This is a genomic window from Deinococcus budaensis, assembly GCF_014201885.1.
In the GTDB taxonomy this organism is placed as follows: domain Bacteria; phylum Deinococcota; class Deinococci; order Deinococcales; family Deinococcaceae; genus Deinococcus; species Deinococcus budaensis.
This window is the reverse complement of sequence record NZ_JACHFN010000008.1, coordinates 1-15,618: the sequence shown is the minus strand read 5'-3', so window position 1 is coordinate 15,618 and position 15,618 is coordinate 1. Positions and strand designations below refer to the sequence as shown.

General features: G+C 67.5%; 20 protein-coding genes. 6 read left to right on the top strand and 14 right to left on the bottom strand.

From position 1 onward, the window contains the following. Nucleotides 1-83: 83 nt before the first annotated feature. Both HNQ09_RS11300 and HNQ09_RS11295 read right to left on the bottom strand, forming a co-directional pair. Entirely contained in the window at nt 84-1,319 is a 1,236-nt protein-coding gene (locus HNQ09_RS11300) for an argininosuccinate synthase (protein ID WP_184029259.1), read from the bottom strand. A 241-nt stretch (nt 1,320-1,560) separates the two neighbouring features. After that, complete coding sequence (locus tag HNQ09_RS11295) at nt 1,561-2,028, bottom strand: hypothetical protein (RefSeq protein WP_184029256.1); 468 nt, start codon at nt 2,026-2,028, stop codon at nt 1,561-1,563. A 101-nt stretch (nt 2,029-2,129) separates the two neighbouring features. Here HNQ09_RS11295 and HNQ09_RS11290 point away from each other — a divergent pair, with 101 nt between their 5' ends. After that, nucleotides 2,130-2,741: a LysE family transporter gene (locus HNQ09_RS11290; RefSeq protein ID WP_184029254.1), complete on the top strand. Its 612-nt coding sequence runs from the start codon at nt 2,130-2,132 to the stop codon at nt 2,739-2,741. Between the two features lie 11 nt (nt 2,742-2,752). Here the strand turns inward: HNQ09_RS11290 and HNQ09_RS19275 are convergent, their stop codons facing one another. The 4 genes from HNQ09_RS19275 to HNQ09_RS11275 form a co-directional block, all read right to left on the bottom strand. Then, nucleotides 2,753-2,938 carry a DUF5615 family PIN-like protein gene (locus HNQ09_RS19275; protein ID WP_343057757.1) on the bottom strand — a complete coding sequence of 62 codons (186 nt, stop codon included), beginning with the start codon at nt 2,936-2,938 and terminating at the stop codon, nt 2,753-2,755. Then, complete coding sequence (locus tag HNQ09_RS18945) at nt 2,938-3,096, bottom strand: hypothetical protein (RefSeq protein ID WP_343057755.1); 159 nt, start codon at nt 3,094-3,096, stop codon at nt 2,938-2,940. The genes HNQ09_RS19275 and HNQ09_RS18945 overlap by 1 nt, the downstream gene beginning before the upstream one ends. Before the next feature lie 2 nt (nt 3,097-3,098). Further along, nucleotides 3,099-3,320, bottom strand: a complete 222-nt coding sequence (locus HNQ09_RS11280; protein ID WP_184029252.1) for a DUF433 domain-containing protein — start codon at nt 3,318-3,320, stop codon at nt 3,099-3,101. A 126-nt stretch (nt 3,321-3,446) separates the two neighbouring features. Then, a complete protein-coding gene (locus HNQ09_RS11275; RefSeq protein WP_184029251.1) occupies nt 3,447-3,941 on the bottom strand; it encodes an NUDIX hydrolase in 495 nt (164 codons plus the stop codon). An 86-nt stretch (nt 3,942-4,027) separates the two neighbouring features. On the opposite strand from HNQ09_RS11275, the gene carB reads away from it, so the two are divergent. Next, a complete protein-coding gene (gene carB / locus HNQ09_RS11270) occupies nt 4,028-7,102 on the top strand; it encodes a carbamoyl-phosphate synthase large subunit (RefSeq protein ID WP_184029248.1) in 3,075 nt (1,024 codons plus the stop codon). Between the two features lies 1 nt (nt 7,103). Continuing rightward, entirely contained in the window at nt 7,104-7,532 is a 429-nt protein-coding gene (locus tag HNQ09_RS11265; RefSeq protein WP_184029233.1) for a hypothetical protein, read from the top strand. A gap of 93 nt (nt 7,533-7,625) precedes the next feature. Here the strand turns inward: HNQ09_RS11265 and HNQ09_RS11260 are convergent, their stop codons facing one another. Continuing rightward, nucleotides 7,626-8,312 (bottom strand): hypothetical protein, encoded by a 687-nt coding sequence (locus tag HNQ09_RS11260; protein ID WP_184029230.1) that lies wholly within the window; start codon nt 8,310-8,312, stop codon nt 7,626-7,628. 338 nt (nt 8,313-8,650) lie between these two features. Between HNQ09_RS11260 and HNQ09_RS11255 the strand changes: the two genes are divergently transcribed. After that, nucleotides 8,651-9,106, top strand: a complete 456-nt coding sequence (locus HNQ09_RS11255; protein WP_184029227.1) for a nucleotidyltransferase — start codon at nt 8,651-8,653, stop codon at nt 9,104-9,106. A gap of 87 nt (nt 9,107-9,193) precedes the next feature. Here HNQ09_RS11255 and HNQ09_RS11250 read toward each other — a convergent pair whose 3' ends face one another. The 3 genes from HNQ09_RS11250 to HNQ09_RS11240 form a co-directional block, all read right to left on the bottom strand. Continuing rightward, nucleotides 9,194-9,352, bottom strand: coding sequence for a PIN domain-containing protein (locus HNQ09_RS11250; RefSeq protein WP_246363315.1), 159 nt, complete (start codon nt 9,350-9,352; stop codon nt 9,194-9,196). After that, complete coding sequence (locus HNQ09_RS11245) at nt 9,349-9,729, bottom strand: helix-turn-helix domain-containing protein (RefSeq protein WP_184029224.1); 381 nt, start codon at nt 9,727-9,729, stop codon at nt 9,349-9,351. Before HNQ09_RS11245 ends, HNQ09_RS11250 begins: the two co-directional genes overlap by 4 nt. A 192-nt stretch (nt 9,730-9,921) precedes the next feature. Then, nucleotides 9,922-10,740 carry a hypothetical protein gene (locus HNQ09_RS11240; RefSeq protein WP_184029222.1) on the bottom strand — a complete coding sequence of 273 codons (819 nt, stop codon included), beginning with the start codon at nt 10,738-10,740 and terminating at the stop codon, nt 9,922-9,924. A 263-nt stretch (nt 10,741-11,003) separates the two neighbouring features. Here HNQ09_RS11240 and HNQ09_RS11235 point away from each other — a divergent pair, with 263 nt between their 5' ends. Further along, nucleotides 11,004-11,195: a hypothetical protein gene (locus HNQ09_RS11235; RefSeq protein ID WP_184029219.1), complete on the top strand. Its 192-nt coding sequence runs from the start codon at nt 11,004-11,006 to the stop codon at nt 11,193-11,195. Between the two features lie 64 nt (nt 11,196-11,259). Here HNQ09_RS11235 and msrB read toward each other — a convergent pair whose 3' ends face one another. After that, a complete protein-coding gene (gene msrB / locus HNQ09_RS11230; RefSeq protein ID WP_184029215.1) occupies nt 11,260-11,727 on the bottom strand; it encodes a peptide-methionine (R)-S-oxide reductase MsrB in 468 nt (155 codons plus the stop codon). Nucleotides 11,728-11,934: 207 nt separating this feature from the next. Here msrB and HNQ09_RS11225 point away from each other — a divergent pair, with 207 nt between their 5' ends. Continuing rightward, on the top strand, nt 11,935-12,705 hold the full coding sequence (locus HNQ09_RS11225) for a DsbA family oxidoreductase (RefSeq protein WP_184029212.1): 771 nt from the start codon (nt 11,935-11,937) through the stop codon (nt 12,703-12,705). Between the two features lie 18 nt (nt 12,706-12,723). On the opposite strand, the gene HNQ09_RS11220 is transcribed toward HNQ09_RS11225, so the two are convergent. The 3 genes from HNQ09_RS11220 to HNQ09_RS11210 all read right to left on the bottom strand — a co-directional run. Further along, entirely contained in the window at nt 12,724-13,026 is a 303-nt protein-coding gene (locus tag HNQ09_RS11220) for a hypothetical protein (RefSeq protein ID WP_184029209.1), read from the bottom strand. Next, on the bottom strand, nt 13,027-14,658 hold the full coding sequence (locus HNQ09_RS11215; protein ID WP_184029206.1) for a carboxylesterase/lipase family protein: 1,632 nt from the start codon (nt 14,656-14,658) through the stop codon (nt 13,027-13,029). Nucleotides 14,659-14,727: 69 nt separating this feature from the next. Continuing rightward, nucleotides 14,728-15,618, bottom strand: an 891-nt coding sequence (locus HNQ09_RS11210; RefSeq protein ID WP_184029203.1) for an ATP-dependent metallopeptidase FtsH/Yme1/Tma family protein, incomplete at its 5' end; no start/stop codon positions are given.

Below are 15,618 nucleotides of genomic sequence, written 5' to 3'. Positions count from 1 at the left end.
CCGCGTGGAAGACGGTGGCGTCGGCGGGGGTCGCGGGGTGCAGCGCGTAGCCCGGTAGCTGGGCACCCTGGAACACCGTCACCTCAGACCCGCTCGACTTCCTTTTGCCCAGCTTTCGCCCCCACCCGCGCCTGCACGCGCATCCGCAGGGCATTGAGCTTGATAAAGGCCCCCGCGTCGTGCTGGTTGTAGTCGCCGCCCGCCTCGAAGGACACGAGGTCCTTGTCGTACAGGCTCCCAGGCGCCTTGCGGCCCACCACGGTGCAGTTGCCCTTGTAGAGCTTGAGGCGGGCCGTACCCGTCACGCTGCGGGCCACGTGGTCAATGTAGACCTGGAGGGCCTCGCGCTCGGGGGCGAACCAGAAGCCGTTGTAGACGAGTTCGGCGTACTTGGGCGCCAATGCGTCGCGCTGATGCAGCACCTCGCGGTCGAGGGTCAGGCTCTCCACCGCGCGGCGGGCGTGGTAGAGCAGGGTGCCGCCGGGTGTCTCGTACACGCCGCGCGACTTCATGCCCACGAAGCGGTTTTCCACGAGGTCGATGCGGCCCACCCCGTTCCGTCCGCCGATCTCGTTCGCCTTCGCCAGCAGAGCGGCGGGGCTGAGGCGTTCGCCATTAATCGCCACCGCGTCTCCGTTCTCGAACTCGACCTCCACGTATTCGGGCTGATCGGGCGCGTCCTCGGGGCTGACGGTCAGCTTGAACATGTGCGCGGGCGGCTCGTTCCAGGGGTCTTCCAGAATCCCGCCCTCGAAGGAGATGTGCAGCAGGTTGGCGTCCATGCTCCAGGGGTCCTTCTGGGTGGTGGGCACCGGGATGCCGTGCTCGCGGGCGAAGGCTTCGAGGTCGGCGCGGCCCTGGAAGTCCCAGTCGCGCCAGGGAGCCACCGTCACGATGTCGGGCTTCAGCGCGTAGGCCGTCATCTCGAAGCGCACCTGATCGTTGCCCTTGCCCGTCGCCCCGTGCGAGACGGCGACCGCGCCCTCCTGCTCGGCAATTTCCACCATCTTCTTGGCGATCAGGGGCCGCGCGATGGACGTGCCTAGCAGGTAGTACCCCTCGTACAGCGCCGAGGAGCGGAACATCGGGAATACGTAGTCGCGCACGAACTCCTCGCGCAGGTCGAGGGCGTAGGCGGCCACCGCGCCCGTGTTCAGCGCCTTGACCCGCGCTTCTTCGACCTCGTCCCCCTGCCCGAGGTCGGCGGTAAAGGCCACCACGTCGTACCCGCGCTCGGTTTGCAGCCACTTGAGGATGATGGAGGTATCCAGCCCGCCGGAGTAGGCGAGGACAATCTTGGGGCGGTCGGTCTGGGTCATGGTGCTCTCCTGTGGGGGCGACACGGAACTCCCCGGCGTGACACGCCCGGCCTCTTTCCGTGGAGAAAAGGTCGGGGCGTCAGCGTCGGGGGGTCAGGGTGGGCATATCTGTATGGATATACGATAAGATCGTATAGCTATGCAGCAGCCTAGCAGGCCGGGGGAAAGGGGTCAAGGCGAGCGTCCCGGATGGCAAAACCCCCGGCCAGGGAGGACCGGGGGCAGCGAGGTCGCCAGGGGGTCAGCGCAACTCGTAGTTCAGGCCCAGGCGCACGCCGCCGCCAAAGCCGATGCCGGTGCCGGAAGTCGCCACCGCGATGGTGGGGCCGACATTGCCCTCCACGAACACGCTGAATGGCCCACCCGCGACGGCATAGTTCAGGCCGCCCAGCACGTGCGGATACGCCGAGACACCGATGCGCGACCCCACCGCCGCGCCCACGCCCAGGCCGAAGCCGTAGTAGGGCGTCAGGCCGCCGAGGTTCTGGCCGGTGGCGTCGCGCAGGTACGCGACCTCGCCGCCGATGCCGAACTCGCCGCGGAACAGCCGCGTGGCGCTGAGGTTCAGGCCGTAGCGCACCGCCGAATTCGCCGCCAGGTCGGTCTGGTAGTGCACGCCCGCCGTGGTGCCGATGTGCCCGCCGAAGGAGTCGGCCCCCGCCGAGGAGACGGCGCCCAGCGCCAGCAGTCCGAGAAGCGTCTTCTTCATGCCCCGATGGTACGCGGCACGGGCCTGCCCGGACAGACCCGCCCCGGCCTCCACTTTGGGGTTTTGTTTATGCTCCCCGCGCCCTCTGCCATGCTGCCCCCGTGCCTCCCTTTCTGCGCGGCCTGACACTGGGCCTCTCCCTGATCGTCGCTATCGGCCCGCAAAACGCCTTTGTGCTGCGGCAGGGGCTGACCCGGCGGCACGCGCTGCTCGCGGCGCTGGCCTGCTCGCTGTGCGACACCGGACTCACAGCGCTGGGGGTGCTGGGGGTGGGAGCGCTGCTGGCGCGGTCGCCGGTGCTCGTCACTCTCGGCACGCTGATGGGCGCGGCTTTTTTGCTGTGGTACGGCTGGCGCTCCTTTCAGGCGGCCCGGCAGCCGGGTCCCCTCCAGACCGAGGGGCAGGTCGCGCAGACCACGGGCACTGTGATTGCCACTGCCGCCGCCTTCAGCCTGCTCAATCCCCACGCGCTGCTGGACACCGTCGTGCTGATCGGTGGGGCCAGCGCGGGGCTGGATGAGCGGGCGCGGCTGGCCTTTCTGGGGGGCGCGGTCGCTGCCTCGTGGCTGTGGTTTTTCGCGCTGGCCCTGCTCGCGGGCCGCCTCGCCCCTTTGATGCGCTCGGCGCGGGCGTGGCGGGTGCTGGATGTGCTGATCGGGGGGGTGATGTGGAGTATCGCGGTGGGGCTGGTGCTGGGGCTGGGGAGGCGCTGAACGCTGCCGTCCTACCCGGTGATCTCCACCACAGGCTCACCGGAAGACAGCAAGCGATGGGCCTCCGCAAAGGTTCGACCGAAAATCTCCACCAGTCGCGCTTTGCTGGTGTTCCCACAAGTCACGTAGAGGGGTTGTGGCGGAGGCCCGAGCCGGACCAAACGTTCAAGAAAATCTGCGTCTTTGGAAACGACCACTACGCCCGCGCCGCCTGAAAGATCACCTCGTCCTCCGCCTCCCGGTAGCCGAGGTACGCCACGCTATAGACCTCCACGCCGAATGTCGCTGTTAACCAGGGTGCCAGGGCGGGAGGCAACTGCGCGTCAATCCAGTAGACGAGGGGCCGAGCAACCACGCTCAGGCGCTCAGCCGGGGGTGGTCAACGTACCGGGCAGCCCAGACCAGCGCGGCATAAATGTCTTCACGTTCCAGGTCCGGGTAGTCGCTCAAGATTTCATCCACCCCGACCCCTGTACCGAGGAGATCCAGCACGTCGCTCACCCGAATCCGCATCCCCCGGATACAGGGGCGTCCGCCGCACTGCAAGGGATTCACCGTGATGCGGTCGAGGAGGGTCATGGGTGGAGTTTAACTCGCCCCCAGCCCCTCCAGCACGTCGCTTACCCGAACCCGCCCGCATCCCGCGAAGGCAGGGGCGCCCGCTGCACTGGGAGGGGTTATCCGCTCCAGCCGCGCGAATACCCTTCAAAGCCGCTCGTATTCCCACCCTGCGGGGCGTCCGTCTTGGTAGGGCATGACCCCGTGAAAGGCACGAGGATCGTCGTCAAAAACCAGTGGCAGGAAGAGCTTATCTCCCTCCCAGATAGGCAGCTCGCCGTTCAGAAGACTGGTGACGGGCTGCCAGGACAGGGTGCCCTCGGCATTGTCGGCAGGCGGGATTCCCTCGAACGCCTCGACGAGGAAGATAAACCCCAGCCAGTCTTCCCCACCCTGCCCGAAGCCAGGCCAGTTGATCGTGCCGCGCAAGGACATACGGGTGACGGTGAGGCCCGCTTCCTCCATGATTTCCCGCCGCATCCCGTCCGTGACCCCCTCATCACGCTCCAGCTTGCCGCCCAGACCGACATACTTCCCCAAATGGTGGTCCCCGGAACGGGTATTACGGTGCAGCAGCAGCACGTCCCGGCGGTCGGGTGAGAGGACATAGCCGAGGGTGCCGAGGATCGGTTGATAACGCATCTCCGCAGATGCTAGAGCAGGGCTGCATACTCATACACACCGCTCACCCCCCCTCTCCCCTCCCCGTGCCATACTCCCTTTCTGGAATGCCCAAGCGCACTGACCTCCAGACCATCCTGATTCTCGGCAGCGGCCCCATCCAGATCGGGCAGGCCGCCGAGTTCGACTATTCGGGCACGCAGGCGCTGAAGGCGCTGAAAAAAGAAGGCTATCGACTCGTCCTGGTGAACTCCAACCCGGCGACGATCATGACCGACCCCGATCTCGCCGACGCGACCTACCTGGAGCCGCTGACGCCCGAGTTCGTGCGCAAGGTCATCGAGAAGGAGCGCCCCGACGCCCTGCTCCCCACCCTGGGTGGGCAGACGGCCCTGAACCTGGCGATGGACCTCAACGCCAACGGCACCCTCGCCGAGTTCGGGGTGGAACTCATCGGCGCGAATGCCGAGGCCATCCACAAGGGCGAGGACCGTGAGGCGTTCCAGGCCGCGATGAAGAAGATCGGCGTGGAGACGGCACGCGGGAAGATGGTTCACAGCATGGAAGAGGCCGTGGAGTACCAGAAGGAGATCGGCCTCCCCATCGTCATCCGGCCCTCCTTCACGCTGGGCGGCACGGGCGGCGGCATCGCGCACACCTACGAGGACTTCCTGAAGATCACCGAGGGCGGCCTGCGCGACTCGCCCGTTCATTCGGTCCTCCTCGAGGAATCCATCCTGGGCTGGAAGGAGTACGAGCTGGAGGTCATGCGCGACCACGCCGACACGGTGGTGATTATCACCTCCATCGAGAACTTCGACCCGATGGGCGTGCACACCGGGGACTCGATCACGGTGGCCCCGGCGCAGACCCTCAGCGACGTGGAGTACCAGCGGCTGCGGGACCAGTCCCTTGCCATCATCCGCGAGATCGGGGTGGATACGGGCGGCAGCAACATCCAGTTCGCGGTCGATCCCAGCAACGGGCGCGTCATCGTGATCGAGATGAACCCGCGCGTCAGCCGCTCCTCGGCGCTGGCGAGCAAGGCGACCGGCTTTCCCATCGCCAAGATCGCCGCCCTGCTCGCGGTGGGCTACCACCTCGACGAGCTGCCGAACGACATCACCCGCTCCACGCCTGCCTCGTTTGAACCGAGCATCGACTACGTGGTGACGAAGATTCCGCGCTTCGCCTTCGAGAAGTTCCCCGGCACCCCCGACGCGCTGGGCACCCAGATGCGCTCGGTGGGCGAGGTCATGGCGATTGGCCGCACCTTCAAGGAGAGCGTGCAGAAGGCGCTGCGGAGCATCGAGGCCGACGTGCGCGGAACGTTTGCCGCCATGTCCGACGACGAGTTGCGCGGCCTGCTGTACGGCAACCCGCGCCGTCTGGAGGCCGTGCTGGAACTGCTGCGGCGGGGCGAAGGGGTGGCGGCCCTCCACGACGCGACGAAGATCGACCGCTGGTTCCTGGGGCAGCTTCAGGAAATCGTGGACGCCGAGAAGGAGATCGCGGACCTCGGCCCCATCCAGGGCTGGAAGTACGAAATCTGGCGCGAGGTCAAGCGGCTGGGCTTCTCCGACGCGCGGCTGGGCGAACTCGTGGGCCTAAGCGAACTGGAGGTGCGCGGGCTTCGCAAGGCCGCCAAAGCCACGCCGGTCTACAAGACGGTAGACACCTGCGCCGCCGAGTTCGAGGCGTACACGCCCTACCACTACTCGACCTACGAGTGGGAGGACGAGGTGACGCCGACCGACAAGCCCAAGGTGGTGATCCTGGGGAGCGGCCCCAACCGCATCGGACAGGGGGTGGAGTTCGACTACGCGACCGTCCACGCGGTCTGGGCGCTTCAGGAGGCGGGTTACGAGACGATCATGGTCAACTCCAACCCGGAGACGGTCAGCACCGACTACGACACCGCCGACCGCCTGTACTTCGAGCCGCTGACCTTCGAGGACGTGATGAACATTGTCGAGCACGAGAAGCCCGTCGGCGTGATCGTGCAGCTCGGCGGGCAGACGCCCCTCAAGCTGGCGAGACGGCTGGCGGACGCGGGCGCCCCCATCATTGGCACCCCCCCGGCGACGATCCACGAGGCGGAGGACCGCGCCTCCTTCAACGCCCTGTGCGAGCGGCTGGGATTGCCGCAGCCCAGGGGCAAGGTGGCCGAGACGCCACAAGAGGCCGTGAGCCTCGCCGCCGAGCTCGGCTTCCCGCTGATGGCCCGGCCCTCCTACGTGCTGGGGGGCCGCGCGATGCGGACGGTGCGGAGTATGGAGGAACTGACGACCTACCTGGACGAGGTGTACGCCGCCGTCGAGGGGCAGCCCAGCATCCTGCTCGACCAGTTTCTGGAGGGTGCACTTGAACTCGACGTGGACACCCTCTGCGACGGCGAGCGGGCAGTTGTGGCCGGAATCATGGAGCACGTCGAGGCCGCCGGGGTCCACTCGGGCGACTCCGCGTGCGTGCTGCCCCCGGTGAACCTCTCGCCCGAACTGACCGCGCGCGTGAAGGCCGACACGGAACGCCTTGCCCTGGAGTTGGGCGTGCGGGGACTGATGAACGTGCAGTGGGCGGTGAAGGACGGCACCGCGTACATCCTGGAGGCCAACCCGCGGGCCAGCCGCACCGTGCCCTTCGTCTCCAAGGCCGTGAACCACCCGCTCGCCAAGAGTGCCGCGCGGATCGCCGTGGGGCAGACGCTGGAGCAGATCGGCTTCACGGGGACGCCCACGCCGGGCATGTACTCGGTGAAGGAAGTCCACCTGCCCTTCCTGAAGTTCGCGGGCGTGCCCCCCGTCCTCGGCCCGGAGATGAAGAGCACGGGCGAGAGCATGGGCATCGACACGGACCCGTACCTCGCCTTCTACCGCGCCCAGCTCGGGGCCAAGAGCAACCTGCCGCTGTCGGGCACGGCGCTCCTGCTCGGAGACGGTCTGGACGAGGTGGCCGCCATGCTGGAGGGCGCGGGGCTGCGGGTCATCCGCGAGCAGGAAGGCGACGCACTGCCCGACCTCCTCATCGACGTGACCGCCTCGCCGCTCCTCCGCACCGCCCTGGAACGCGGCAAGCCCATCGTCAGCACCCGCGAAGGCGCCGAGTGGACGGCCAGGGCGGTAGCGGCGGCGAAGGGTAAAGAACTTAACGTGAAGAGCCTTCAGGAGTGGGTGAGCACCTGAGATGAGCCTGGTCGCCTACATCTACTGCGAATATCGCTATGAGGGAGGCGATTCGTGGTGGCCCGTCGCCACCTTTGAAATCGGCTCAGCTCGCCGGTTTCGGGATGCAGTGACGAAAGTGGAGTTGGGTTCTCGCGGGCTTCCAGAAGACCTGTCCGAAAGCGTGCTAGACGTATACGAGAGGCTCAAGGAGTCTTTCAGGCTGTACCCAGAAGAAGGCCCATTCGACGAAACTTGGTTGGGCACGGACGAACTTTCACAGCTCCTGCCTGCTGCGAATTGGTTAAGCGACGACGAGTTAGACCGTTTTCCTGCTTCGGCACACGACGGGTATGGGGAGAGCGACACCTTGCAGGCGTGGCAAGCTTTCGCTCAAGCCCACGAGGCGAACGGCCATCCGGTCAGGTTCGTGGTTTGGTTTACTTGGTGACAGCGCCTGCCCCTACTCGGCCAGGGCGATAGCAGCGGCGCAGGGGAGGGAGTTGGGGGTTAGGAGCTTGCAGGAGTGGGTGAGCACATAACACTAATTCTTTTTGCGTCTTGCTTGTCTATTAGGTTGCGCCTGATTCTGCGGTGCATTGAATGCACCCTTCGCAATAGCCTTTATTAGAGGACCGGCGGCCTCAGGATCAGAAGCTATGGCCCTAAAGAATTCTTCTTGAGGTATCTCTTCGCCTTTACTGGCACGCATCACGAGGTTCATTAAGTCAGGCGATCTGAAGATGGCAAGCATTAATTCGCCTTGTTCATCTGTCTGGTCTTGATCGGAAAAATCGTAAAACTTATGTTTTGTGTATTTAGCAAACTCAAGAAAATGATTATCTGGCTTGTCAGGATTGTTAGTAGAATAAGTTATAAAATCACGGAGCCTTGAGGACAGCTCCTTAAGTCCTGTTGGAGTGTTGTCATATTCAATATACCTAAGATGAGCTATGTCAAAGGGAACCCTGGGGCCGCTTCTGTCTTTGATGATAATGGTCCCGACACGGGAGGCATGTCGCAATCCAAGCTCGTAAAACACATTAGGATTTGGGTAGGTCACATCAGCAATAACAAAGTCGGAATGGATAATTCTAGCAACGATATCAGAGCTAATCGAGCCTGGCATTGCAATTTCGTCAGCACGAGTTATGTCAACATCTGGGTAAGCTTTCAGAACAGCTTCTCTGATGAGGTCATCATATTTCGATTTCAATTCGGCTGCCGTCACAACCTGCTCCCCATAATTCTGATCTCCAATCGCCATGACAACGAAACAAGTTTTTTACATTCCTCCTCCAAATCAAGAATATCTCCCAAACTCAAACAGGCGCATCAAATTAAGAAGGACTTCAGAGCGAGTAGGAATGAGCATCATATTACTTTCGCCCCAGCACAGGCCGCAGCTCCAGACGGTGGGATTGGGCGGGGTGGGGATATGGGAGAATAAGGCTGTGAAGTTCGTTCGCACCATCCAAACCACGACCCGCGAGGAGGCCGAACGCGCCGACCGGGAAGCGAACTGGGCCAAGACCCCGCAGGAGCGGCTGGCCGAGGTGGAATTTCTGCGTGCCCAGAGGTATCCCGGTGGAGTTGCCCCCAGATTTCAGCGAATTTTTGAGATTGCTCAGCGCCCACGGGGTTGAGTACCTGCTGGTGGGCGGGTACGCGGTGGGCGCCCACGGCTTCCCCCGATACACGGGCGACCTCGACATCTTCTATGGGCTGGGCGAAGAGAACACGGGGCGGCTCGCGGCGGCCCTGACGGAGTTTGCCCTTCCAGTCGAAGCGTCCGAACTGAACACACCGAACGTGATCATCCGCATGGGCGTCAAGCCGATGATGCTGGAGCTGATGAACGAGATCAGCGGCGTGACTTTCGAGCAGGCGTGGCGGAACCGGGTGACGTGGCGGCTGGAAGGGCTGGACGTGCCGCTGATTTCTCTGGCCGACCTGCGCGCGAACAAGCGGGCAGCGGGGAGGCACAAAGACTTGTCCGATCTGGAGGAGTTGCCGGAAGCCTGATTCCGGGGGCGCGTTCCTCCCTCTCCTGTTCCTTCTCGCCTCAGCGCGAGCCGCAGCGACGGACAATGGGGTGGGATGGGAGAACAGCTACGGCTGCCACACCTGCCCAGGCATGACCTGTTCGGCGACGGCTCGCAACTTCAGGTCGAAGGTCATGAACTGCACGCCGAGCGGGGAGACGGCCTGAGCGGCGGCAAGGTGAACGGCGTCGTAGGCCCGCAGGGTGTCCAGATAGAGCAGGCTCAATGCGAGGGTCCCAGGAGGTCAGGTAACAGGTCCTCGATGGGAGGACCGCTCACGGGAACAGGCTCGGCCACGCCCTTCGGTTTCAGGCCCCAGGGTTCGCCCTCTAGGAGTCGCAGGGCGCGTTCGCGGGCGGCCTGCTCCGCTTCGTTCGGCCTGTCCACAACCTGCAAAATGTCGCCCACATCGGCCTTGACACCTAGGCGCCGCAAGCCCGTCACGAGGTCCACGAGCGTGCCGATCTCCACCCGTTCGACGCGCCCGTGAAAGATGGCGTTGACCGTCGCAGGGCGCATTCCGGCAGCCTCGGCCAGTTGCTTCTGGCTGATGTCGTGCTGCCGCAACAGCTCGGCGAGGCCGATGTGCATTTGTGCCGCCACGATTACCTCCTAGAGAAAGGCTAACACTCCCAGAAGTAAAGGAGGGGGGCGACACCAGGTGGGCACCTGCTCAAGCTCATGCCTGGGCACATGCCGCAGCTCCAGATGGTGGGATTGGGCGGGATGGGTTGGACAAACAACAAAGGCGAGGGGCGGACCGCACGTGGCGTCCGCCCCTCCCTGTTCTGAAGCTCAGTTGGCGGGAGCCGCAGGGGCCGCCGTGCCGCCGATCTGCGACACCACGACCACCGTGAAGCCGCCGCGCTCGTAAACCCGCAGCTCGAAGCGTTGGCCGCCGCGCTCGAAGGTCCGGACCACGCCTTCGGGCAGGTCGGCCAGTCCGCCGCCGGTCGCAGCCGTGCCGGTGCCCGCCGCCGCAGGGGTGCCCGTGGTCGCGGCCGTGTCGGTCGTGGCCGTTCCGGCGGCAGGTGTGGCCGCCGTGTCTGTGGTCGCCGTCCCGGTGGCCGCTGTCCCGGTGGCGGCCGTGTCGGTCGTCGCCGTCCCTGCGGCCGGAGCCGCCGCCGCGTCGGTCGTCGTGGTCGCGGCCGCCGTGTCGGTCGTGCCTGCGGCGGCTTCCTCGGTGGCCGTGCTAGGAGCGTCCACCGCCGTGAATCCGGCTTCCACGAAAGCCTGGGCGATCTGATCGGCGGCGCCGGTCACCGAGCCGCGGTAGACCGCTCCGGCGCCCAGAACCGTGTTGAAGCTGCGGACCAGCGTGGCGTCGGGAAGCGCGGGCAGCGTCACCGCGACCGAGGCGATGGTCAGGGTCGTTTCCTCGGAGGCGCTCGGAGCCTGTTCCGTCGCGGGAGCCGGGGTCGCCGGGGCCGGCGTGGCAGGAGCGGGCGTCGCAGGCTGCGCGGGCGCAGGCGCGGGTGTGGGCGCCGGGGCGGGAGCGGGTGCAGGCGCAGGGGTCGCGGGCGGTGCAGCGGGCGGCTGCGTTTGGGCAGCGGCCATGCCCAGGCCCAGCAGCAAAGCGGCGGTCAATACGGTCCGGCGTCCAAGAATCCTCATGTGTACCCTCCCCAGTCGTGCAGTGCAGTCGTGCATCCCGTGGTGCGGCGATGGTCTGGAAATCCCAGCGGTGGTGCCTTTGTGCTTCCCGGCCAGCGTAGGCACCCAGCATGTGAACTGCCGTTCATCCAGATCGACATTTCTTTGTGAGGAGTTTATTTTCGCGGGCCTCCCGCCGCCGGGTCCAGCGGGCGCTCCCTCGGTCAAGGCACGCTTGAGAGGCGGCACACCCGCGCTGGCTCCGTCTCCCCTACCCTCAGGCCATGACCGACGACAGGAACGAGGCCGAGCGGATGCAGGACGCCTACGCCCAGCGCCAGGAGCACGAAAAGGAGACGGGCAAGACCAGCGCGGGCGGCGCGGGCAGCACCGGCACGCCTGGCAACAGCGAGGCGGGCATGGACACCACCGGGGCCGAGGACGGAGGGCCGCGCTCCGGGATCACCGAAAGCTGAGCGCCGCCCCTCCAGGGAGCGGGCCGCGTGAAGGGTATCCACGCGGCCCGCTCTCCTGTTCGGCCTATTTCTGGAACAGGCGCGAGTATTCCGCGTACCCCTGGGCCTCCAGCTCGCTCAGGGGCACGAAGCGCAGCGCCGCCGAGTTGATGCAGTAGCGCAGGCCGCCGTGCTCCTGCGGGCCGTCCGGGAAGACGTGCCCGAGGTGCGAGTCGGCCAGCCCCGAGCGCACCTCGGTGCGGGCGTATCCGATCTTGTAGTCGGTGTTCTCGGTAAGGACGGCGCTGGGAATCGGGCGGGTGAAGCTGGGCCAGCCGCAGCCCGCGTCGTACTTGTCGAGCGAGCTGAAGAGGGGTTCGCCCGACACCACGTCCACATAGATGCCCGGTTCGGTGTGGTCCCAGTACTCGCCGGTAAAGGCGCGCTCGGTGCCCTCCTGCTGGGTCACCCGATACTGCCCGGGCGTGAGCCGCTGGCGCAGTTCGTCGTCGCTGGGCTTCACGAAGGGAGCTGGAACAGGGTTGGAGGTCATGGGGGGAGTGTAGACGCGGGCCGGGCGCCAGGAATAGGAGCGGTTTCTCAGGCGCTGCGTGGCGACATGCGGCTCGGCGTGCCCGCCTCTATCGTCTCCCTCTCGCCTCTGCCTTCCCGCGCGTCCGGTCCCGGATGGAGGCGGCGGTCAGGCCAGATCGTGCGCCAGTTCCTTGCTTTGTTTTTTAAAGTGCATCAGAATGGTTGCATGACCCTTTTTCCTCCCTCCTCTCCCGAAAAGCTGCGTGTGGACATCTGGTCGGACATCGCCTGCCCCTGGTGCTATGTGGGCAAACGGCGTTTCGAGGCGGCGCTGGCGGGCTTTCCCCAGCGCGATCAGGTCGAGGTCGTCTGGCATTCCTTCGAACTGGACCCGTCGGCCCCCGCGCAGCCGGGAGGGTCCATGCGCAGCATCCTGGCGCGCAAGTACGGCGGCGGTGAGGCCGGGGCGCAGCAGATGCTCGACTCGATGACCGTGACGGCGGCGGGCGAGGGGCTGGACTACCACTTCGAGCGCCTCCAGCCCACCAACACCTTTCAGGCCCATCAGGTGATCCACCTCGCGGCCGGGCGGGGCCTTCAGGACCAGCTGAAAGAACGGCTGCTGCGCGCCTTTTTCGTGGAGGGCGAGTTCCTAGGCGACCCGGAGACGCTGGTGCGGCTGGCCTCAGAGGTCGGGCTGGACGCCGGGGAGGTGCGGACGGCGCTGGCCAGTGGCGAGTATGCCCAGGCCGTGCGGCAGGACGAGGCGCAGGCCCAGGCGCTCGGGATCAGCGGTGTGCCCTTCTTCGTGCTGGGCGGCAAGTACGGCGTGAGCGGCGCCCAGTCGCCCGAGGTGCTGCGCGGGGCGCTGGCGCAGCTGTGGCAGGAAACCCACCCGGCGCCGCTGACCCTGCTGGGCAGCGGGACACCCGCTGAGGGCTGCGAGGGCGACGAGTGCGCGGTACCGCAGCAGGAAACGGCCTCCACGCGCGGCTGAGCAGCGTCCCGCCGGGACTCAGCGCGGCCCCACGAGCCGCCGCAACAGCAGTTGCGTGCCCAGCAGCACCGCCGCGAAGCCCAGCGCCGACCCCGGATCGCGCACGCCGAACACGGCCGCGCCGCCCAGCAGCGCGACGAGGACGCGCGGGGCCAGACCGCCGCGCGCGTCTCCCCGCAGAACCGGGGGCATCAGCAGGGCCAGTCCCAGCAGACCCGCCGCGACCACCCCCAGGTCGAGCGGGTCGCGCCGTTGCCACCAGGTGAACCCCAGCAGGGCGGCCCCCAGCGCCAGCAGCGTCAGCCGGGCGGCCAGCGTCACTCAGCGGCTCCACAGGTCGCAGCGGTGCTCCTGCCGGAAGGAGATGAACTCCGCGACCCGGCCCGGTTCCAGCGCCAGCACGTTGCCGCGCGCGGGGTCGAGGGGACGCCACCCCGGCAGGCCCGCCGCGTTGGGGTTCCCGCTCCGGGCGAAGTTGGTCCAGTAGGCGCGCATGGTGCGGGCCAGCTCGGCCTGGGCGGGCGTGAAGCGGGCGGGGTCGGCGAACTTCTCCAGCCGGGTGCCGAACACGCTGATGATCTCGGCGGCGTGGGTGGCGCCGTAACGGGGAATGGTTCCCGAGGGGTTCAGCTCCAGGGGCGCCTCGCGGTCACGGAACTCGTAGGCGTACACGGGCGTCACCCGGGCGAGGTCGCGCGAAAGGTCGTTCACCGGGCAGGCGAACAGCCCGTCGGTGACCAGCGCGGCGGCGGCCAGGCCCACGGTGGGGTACTCGCGCGCGGGGTAGGCGGCCAGCACCCGGGGCGCGTTCCAGCGTTCCAGCACCGCCACCAGACCCCAGTACTGCCACAGCGGCAGGTCGCGTCCGCCCGCGCCCAGCGGCGCCGCGAACAGCGTGCCCTCGTCCAGGTTGCTGCCGATCAGCAGAGGCACCCGGTGGACCTCGCCGCTGCGAAAGGCCTCGGCGGGGGCGCGCGGCACCACGGCGTCGCCGTAGACCGGGGGCAGGGCCACGGCGCCGGGGGCGCGGCGGCCAGGCACGGGCGTGGCGAGCAGGCGCTCGGCGGGCACGGCGCGCAGGCAGGCGGCGTCTCCCTCGGGGCAGCCCAGCACGCGGGCGTACTCGCGCCCCGTATTCAGCGCGTCGGCCACCGGAACCGTGTTGATCTCGGGGGTGCAGGGACCGCTCTGGAGGATCGCCTTGTCGAAAAGGCCCGCCGCCCCCGGCGAGGCGAGCTGCGCGCACACGCTCATGCCGCCCGCCGACTCGCCGAACACGGTGACGTTGGCGGGGTCGCCCCCGAAGGCGGCGGCGTTGGCCCGCACCCAGCGCAGCGCCGCCTGCTGATCCAGCAACCCGTAGTTGCCCACCGTGCGGCCTTCCAGCAACCCCGGCGCGGCCAGGAAACCCAGCGGCCCCAGGCGGTAGTTCAGCGTGACCACGACCACCCCGCGCTCGCGGGCCAGCAGGCGGCCGTCGTAGTCGCTGCCCGCCCCGCTGCGGAAAGACCCGCCGTGGATCCAGACCATCACGGGCGCGCGGGTGGCGCCGTCCGGCGCGTAGACGTTCAGAAAGAGGCAGTCCTCATGGCCGCGCAGGCCGCCGCCGGGGCGCGGCTGCACGCAGACGTTGCCCGGCTGCGCGGCGTCGCGCTCCCCGACCCACAGGGGCGCGGGCTGCGGCGCCTTCCAGCGGCGCTCGCCCACCGGCGCGGCGGCGTAGGGCACGCCCTGCCAGACCCGCACTCCCCCCGCCGACCGGCCCGCCAGCAGGCCCGAGCTGACCTGGGTCCAGACCCGCACGCCCGGCGCGGCAGCGGGGGCCGCCTGGGTGGTGGGCGGCAGCGGGGGGGCTGTGGGGGACGGCGAGAGGGTGTCCTGGGCCGCCGCGCCCGCAGGAAGCAGGGCAGCGGCGAGCAGGCTGACAGTGAGCCATCTGGACGGGCGCGTCATGGTCTCCACGGTAGGCGGCGCGGCGGCCCGCAAGATGGGCCGCGACCTGGGCAAGGGTTCAGGCAAGCCCTACGCGGGCGTGGGCGTCAGGCCCGGCTGGGCGCTGGGACCCTCGTCGTCGCGCGGGGGAGGCGCGGGGTCTTCCAGGGTGCCGCCCGCCAGCACGGTCTGCACGTCCTCACCGCTGAGCGACTCGCGGACCATCAGCGCGTCGGTCAGGCGGTGCAGGACGTGGGCGTGCTCACCCAGCAGCGCCACTGCCCGCTCGTACTGCCCGTTGAGGATGCGGGCGAGTTCGGCGTCGATGCGCTCAGCGGTGTGGTCGCTGTAGCTGCCCTGCTGCGGCCCGTAGCCCAGGTACCCCGCGCTCTCCTGCGCCAGCGCAAGCTGCCCCACGTCGCTCATGCCCCATTCGGTGACCATCCGCCGGGCGAGGCCCGTCGCCTGCTGAAAGTCGTTCGCCGCGCCCGTTGTGACCTCGCCGTAGGCCACCTCCTCGGCGGCGTGCCCGGCCAGCGCCACGCAGATGCGGTCGAGCAGCGCGGCCCGCGTGTGGTGCATCCGGTCTTCAGGCGTGTACAGCGCCGACCCCAGCGAGCGCCCGCGCGGCACGATGGTCAGCTTGTGCGCCTTGTCGGCATGGGGGAGGAGTTGAGCGGCCAGCGCATGGCCGACCTCGTGGTAGGCGGTGACCTTGCGGTCGGCCTCCCGCACCACCAGGCTTCTTCGTTCGGGTCCCATCAGCACCCGGTCTCTGGCCTCCTCCACGTCCCGCATCACGATGCGGTTGCGCCCCGAGCGGGCCGCGCCCAGCGCGGCCTCGTTCAGCAGGTTCTCCAGGTCCGCCCCCACCATCCCCGCTGTGCGCCGCGCGATCACCCCGAGGTTCACGGTGGGGTCCAGCGGCTTCTTGCGCGCGTGGATGCGCAGGATCATCTCCCGCCCCCGCACGTCGGGGGC

Coding starts and splice junctions, on each gene's coding strand:
- HNQ09_RS11300 (WP_184029259.1), bottom strand. CDS start 1,319: ATGACCCAGACCGACCGCCCCAAGATTGTCCTCGCCTACTCCGGCGGG.
- HNQ09_RS11295 (WP_184029256.1), bottom strand. CDS start 2,028: ATGAAGAAGACGCTTCTCGGACTGCTGGCGCTGGGCGCCGTCTCCTCG.
- HNQ09_RS11280 (WP_184029252.1), bottom strand. CDS start 3,320: ATGACCCTCCTCGACCGCATCACGGTGAATCCCTTGCAGTGCGGCGGA.
- HNQ09_RS11275 (WP_184029251.1), bottom strand. CDS start 3,941: ATGCGTTATCAACCGATCCTCGGCACCCTCGGCTATGTCCTCTCACCC.
- carB (WP_184029248.1), top strand. CDS start 4,028: ATGCCCAAGCGCACTGACCTCCAGACCATCCTGATTCTCGGCAGCGGC.
- HNQ09_RS11265 (WP_184029233.1), top strand. CDS start 7,104: ATGAGCCTGGTCGCCTACATCTACTGCGAATATCGCTATGAGGGAGGC.
- HNQ09_RS11240 (WP_184029222.1), bottom strand. CDS start 10,740: ATGAGGATTCTTGGACGCCGGACCGTATTGACCGCCGCTTTGCTGCTG.
- HNQ09_RS11235 (WP_184029219.1), top strand. CDS start 11,004: ATGACCGACGACAGGAACGAGGCCGAGCGGATGCAGGACGCCTACGCC.
- msrB (WP_184029215.1), bottom strand. CDS start 11,727: ATGACCTCCAACCCTGTTCCAGCTCCCTTCGTGAAGCCCAGCGACGAC.
- HNQ09_RS11225 (WP_184029212.1), top strand. CDS start 11,935: ATGACCCTTTTTCCTCCCTCCTCTCCCGAAAAGCTGCGTGTGGACATC.
- HNQ09_RS11215 (WP_184029206.1), bottom strand. CDS start 14,658: ATGACGCGCCCGTCCAGATGGCTCACTGTCAGCCTGCTCGCCGCTGCC.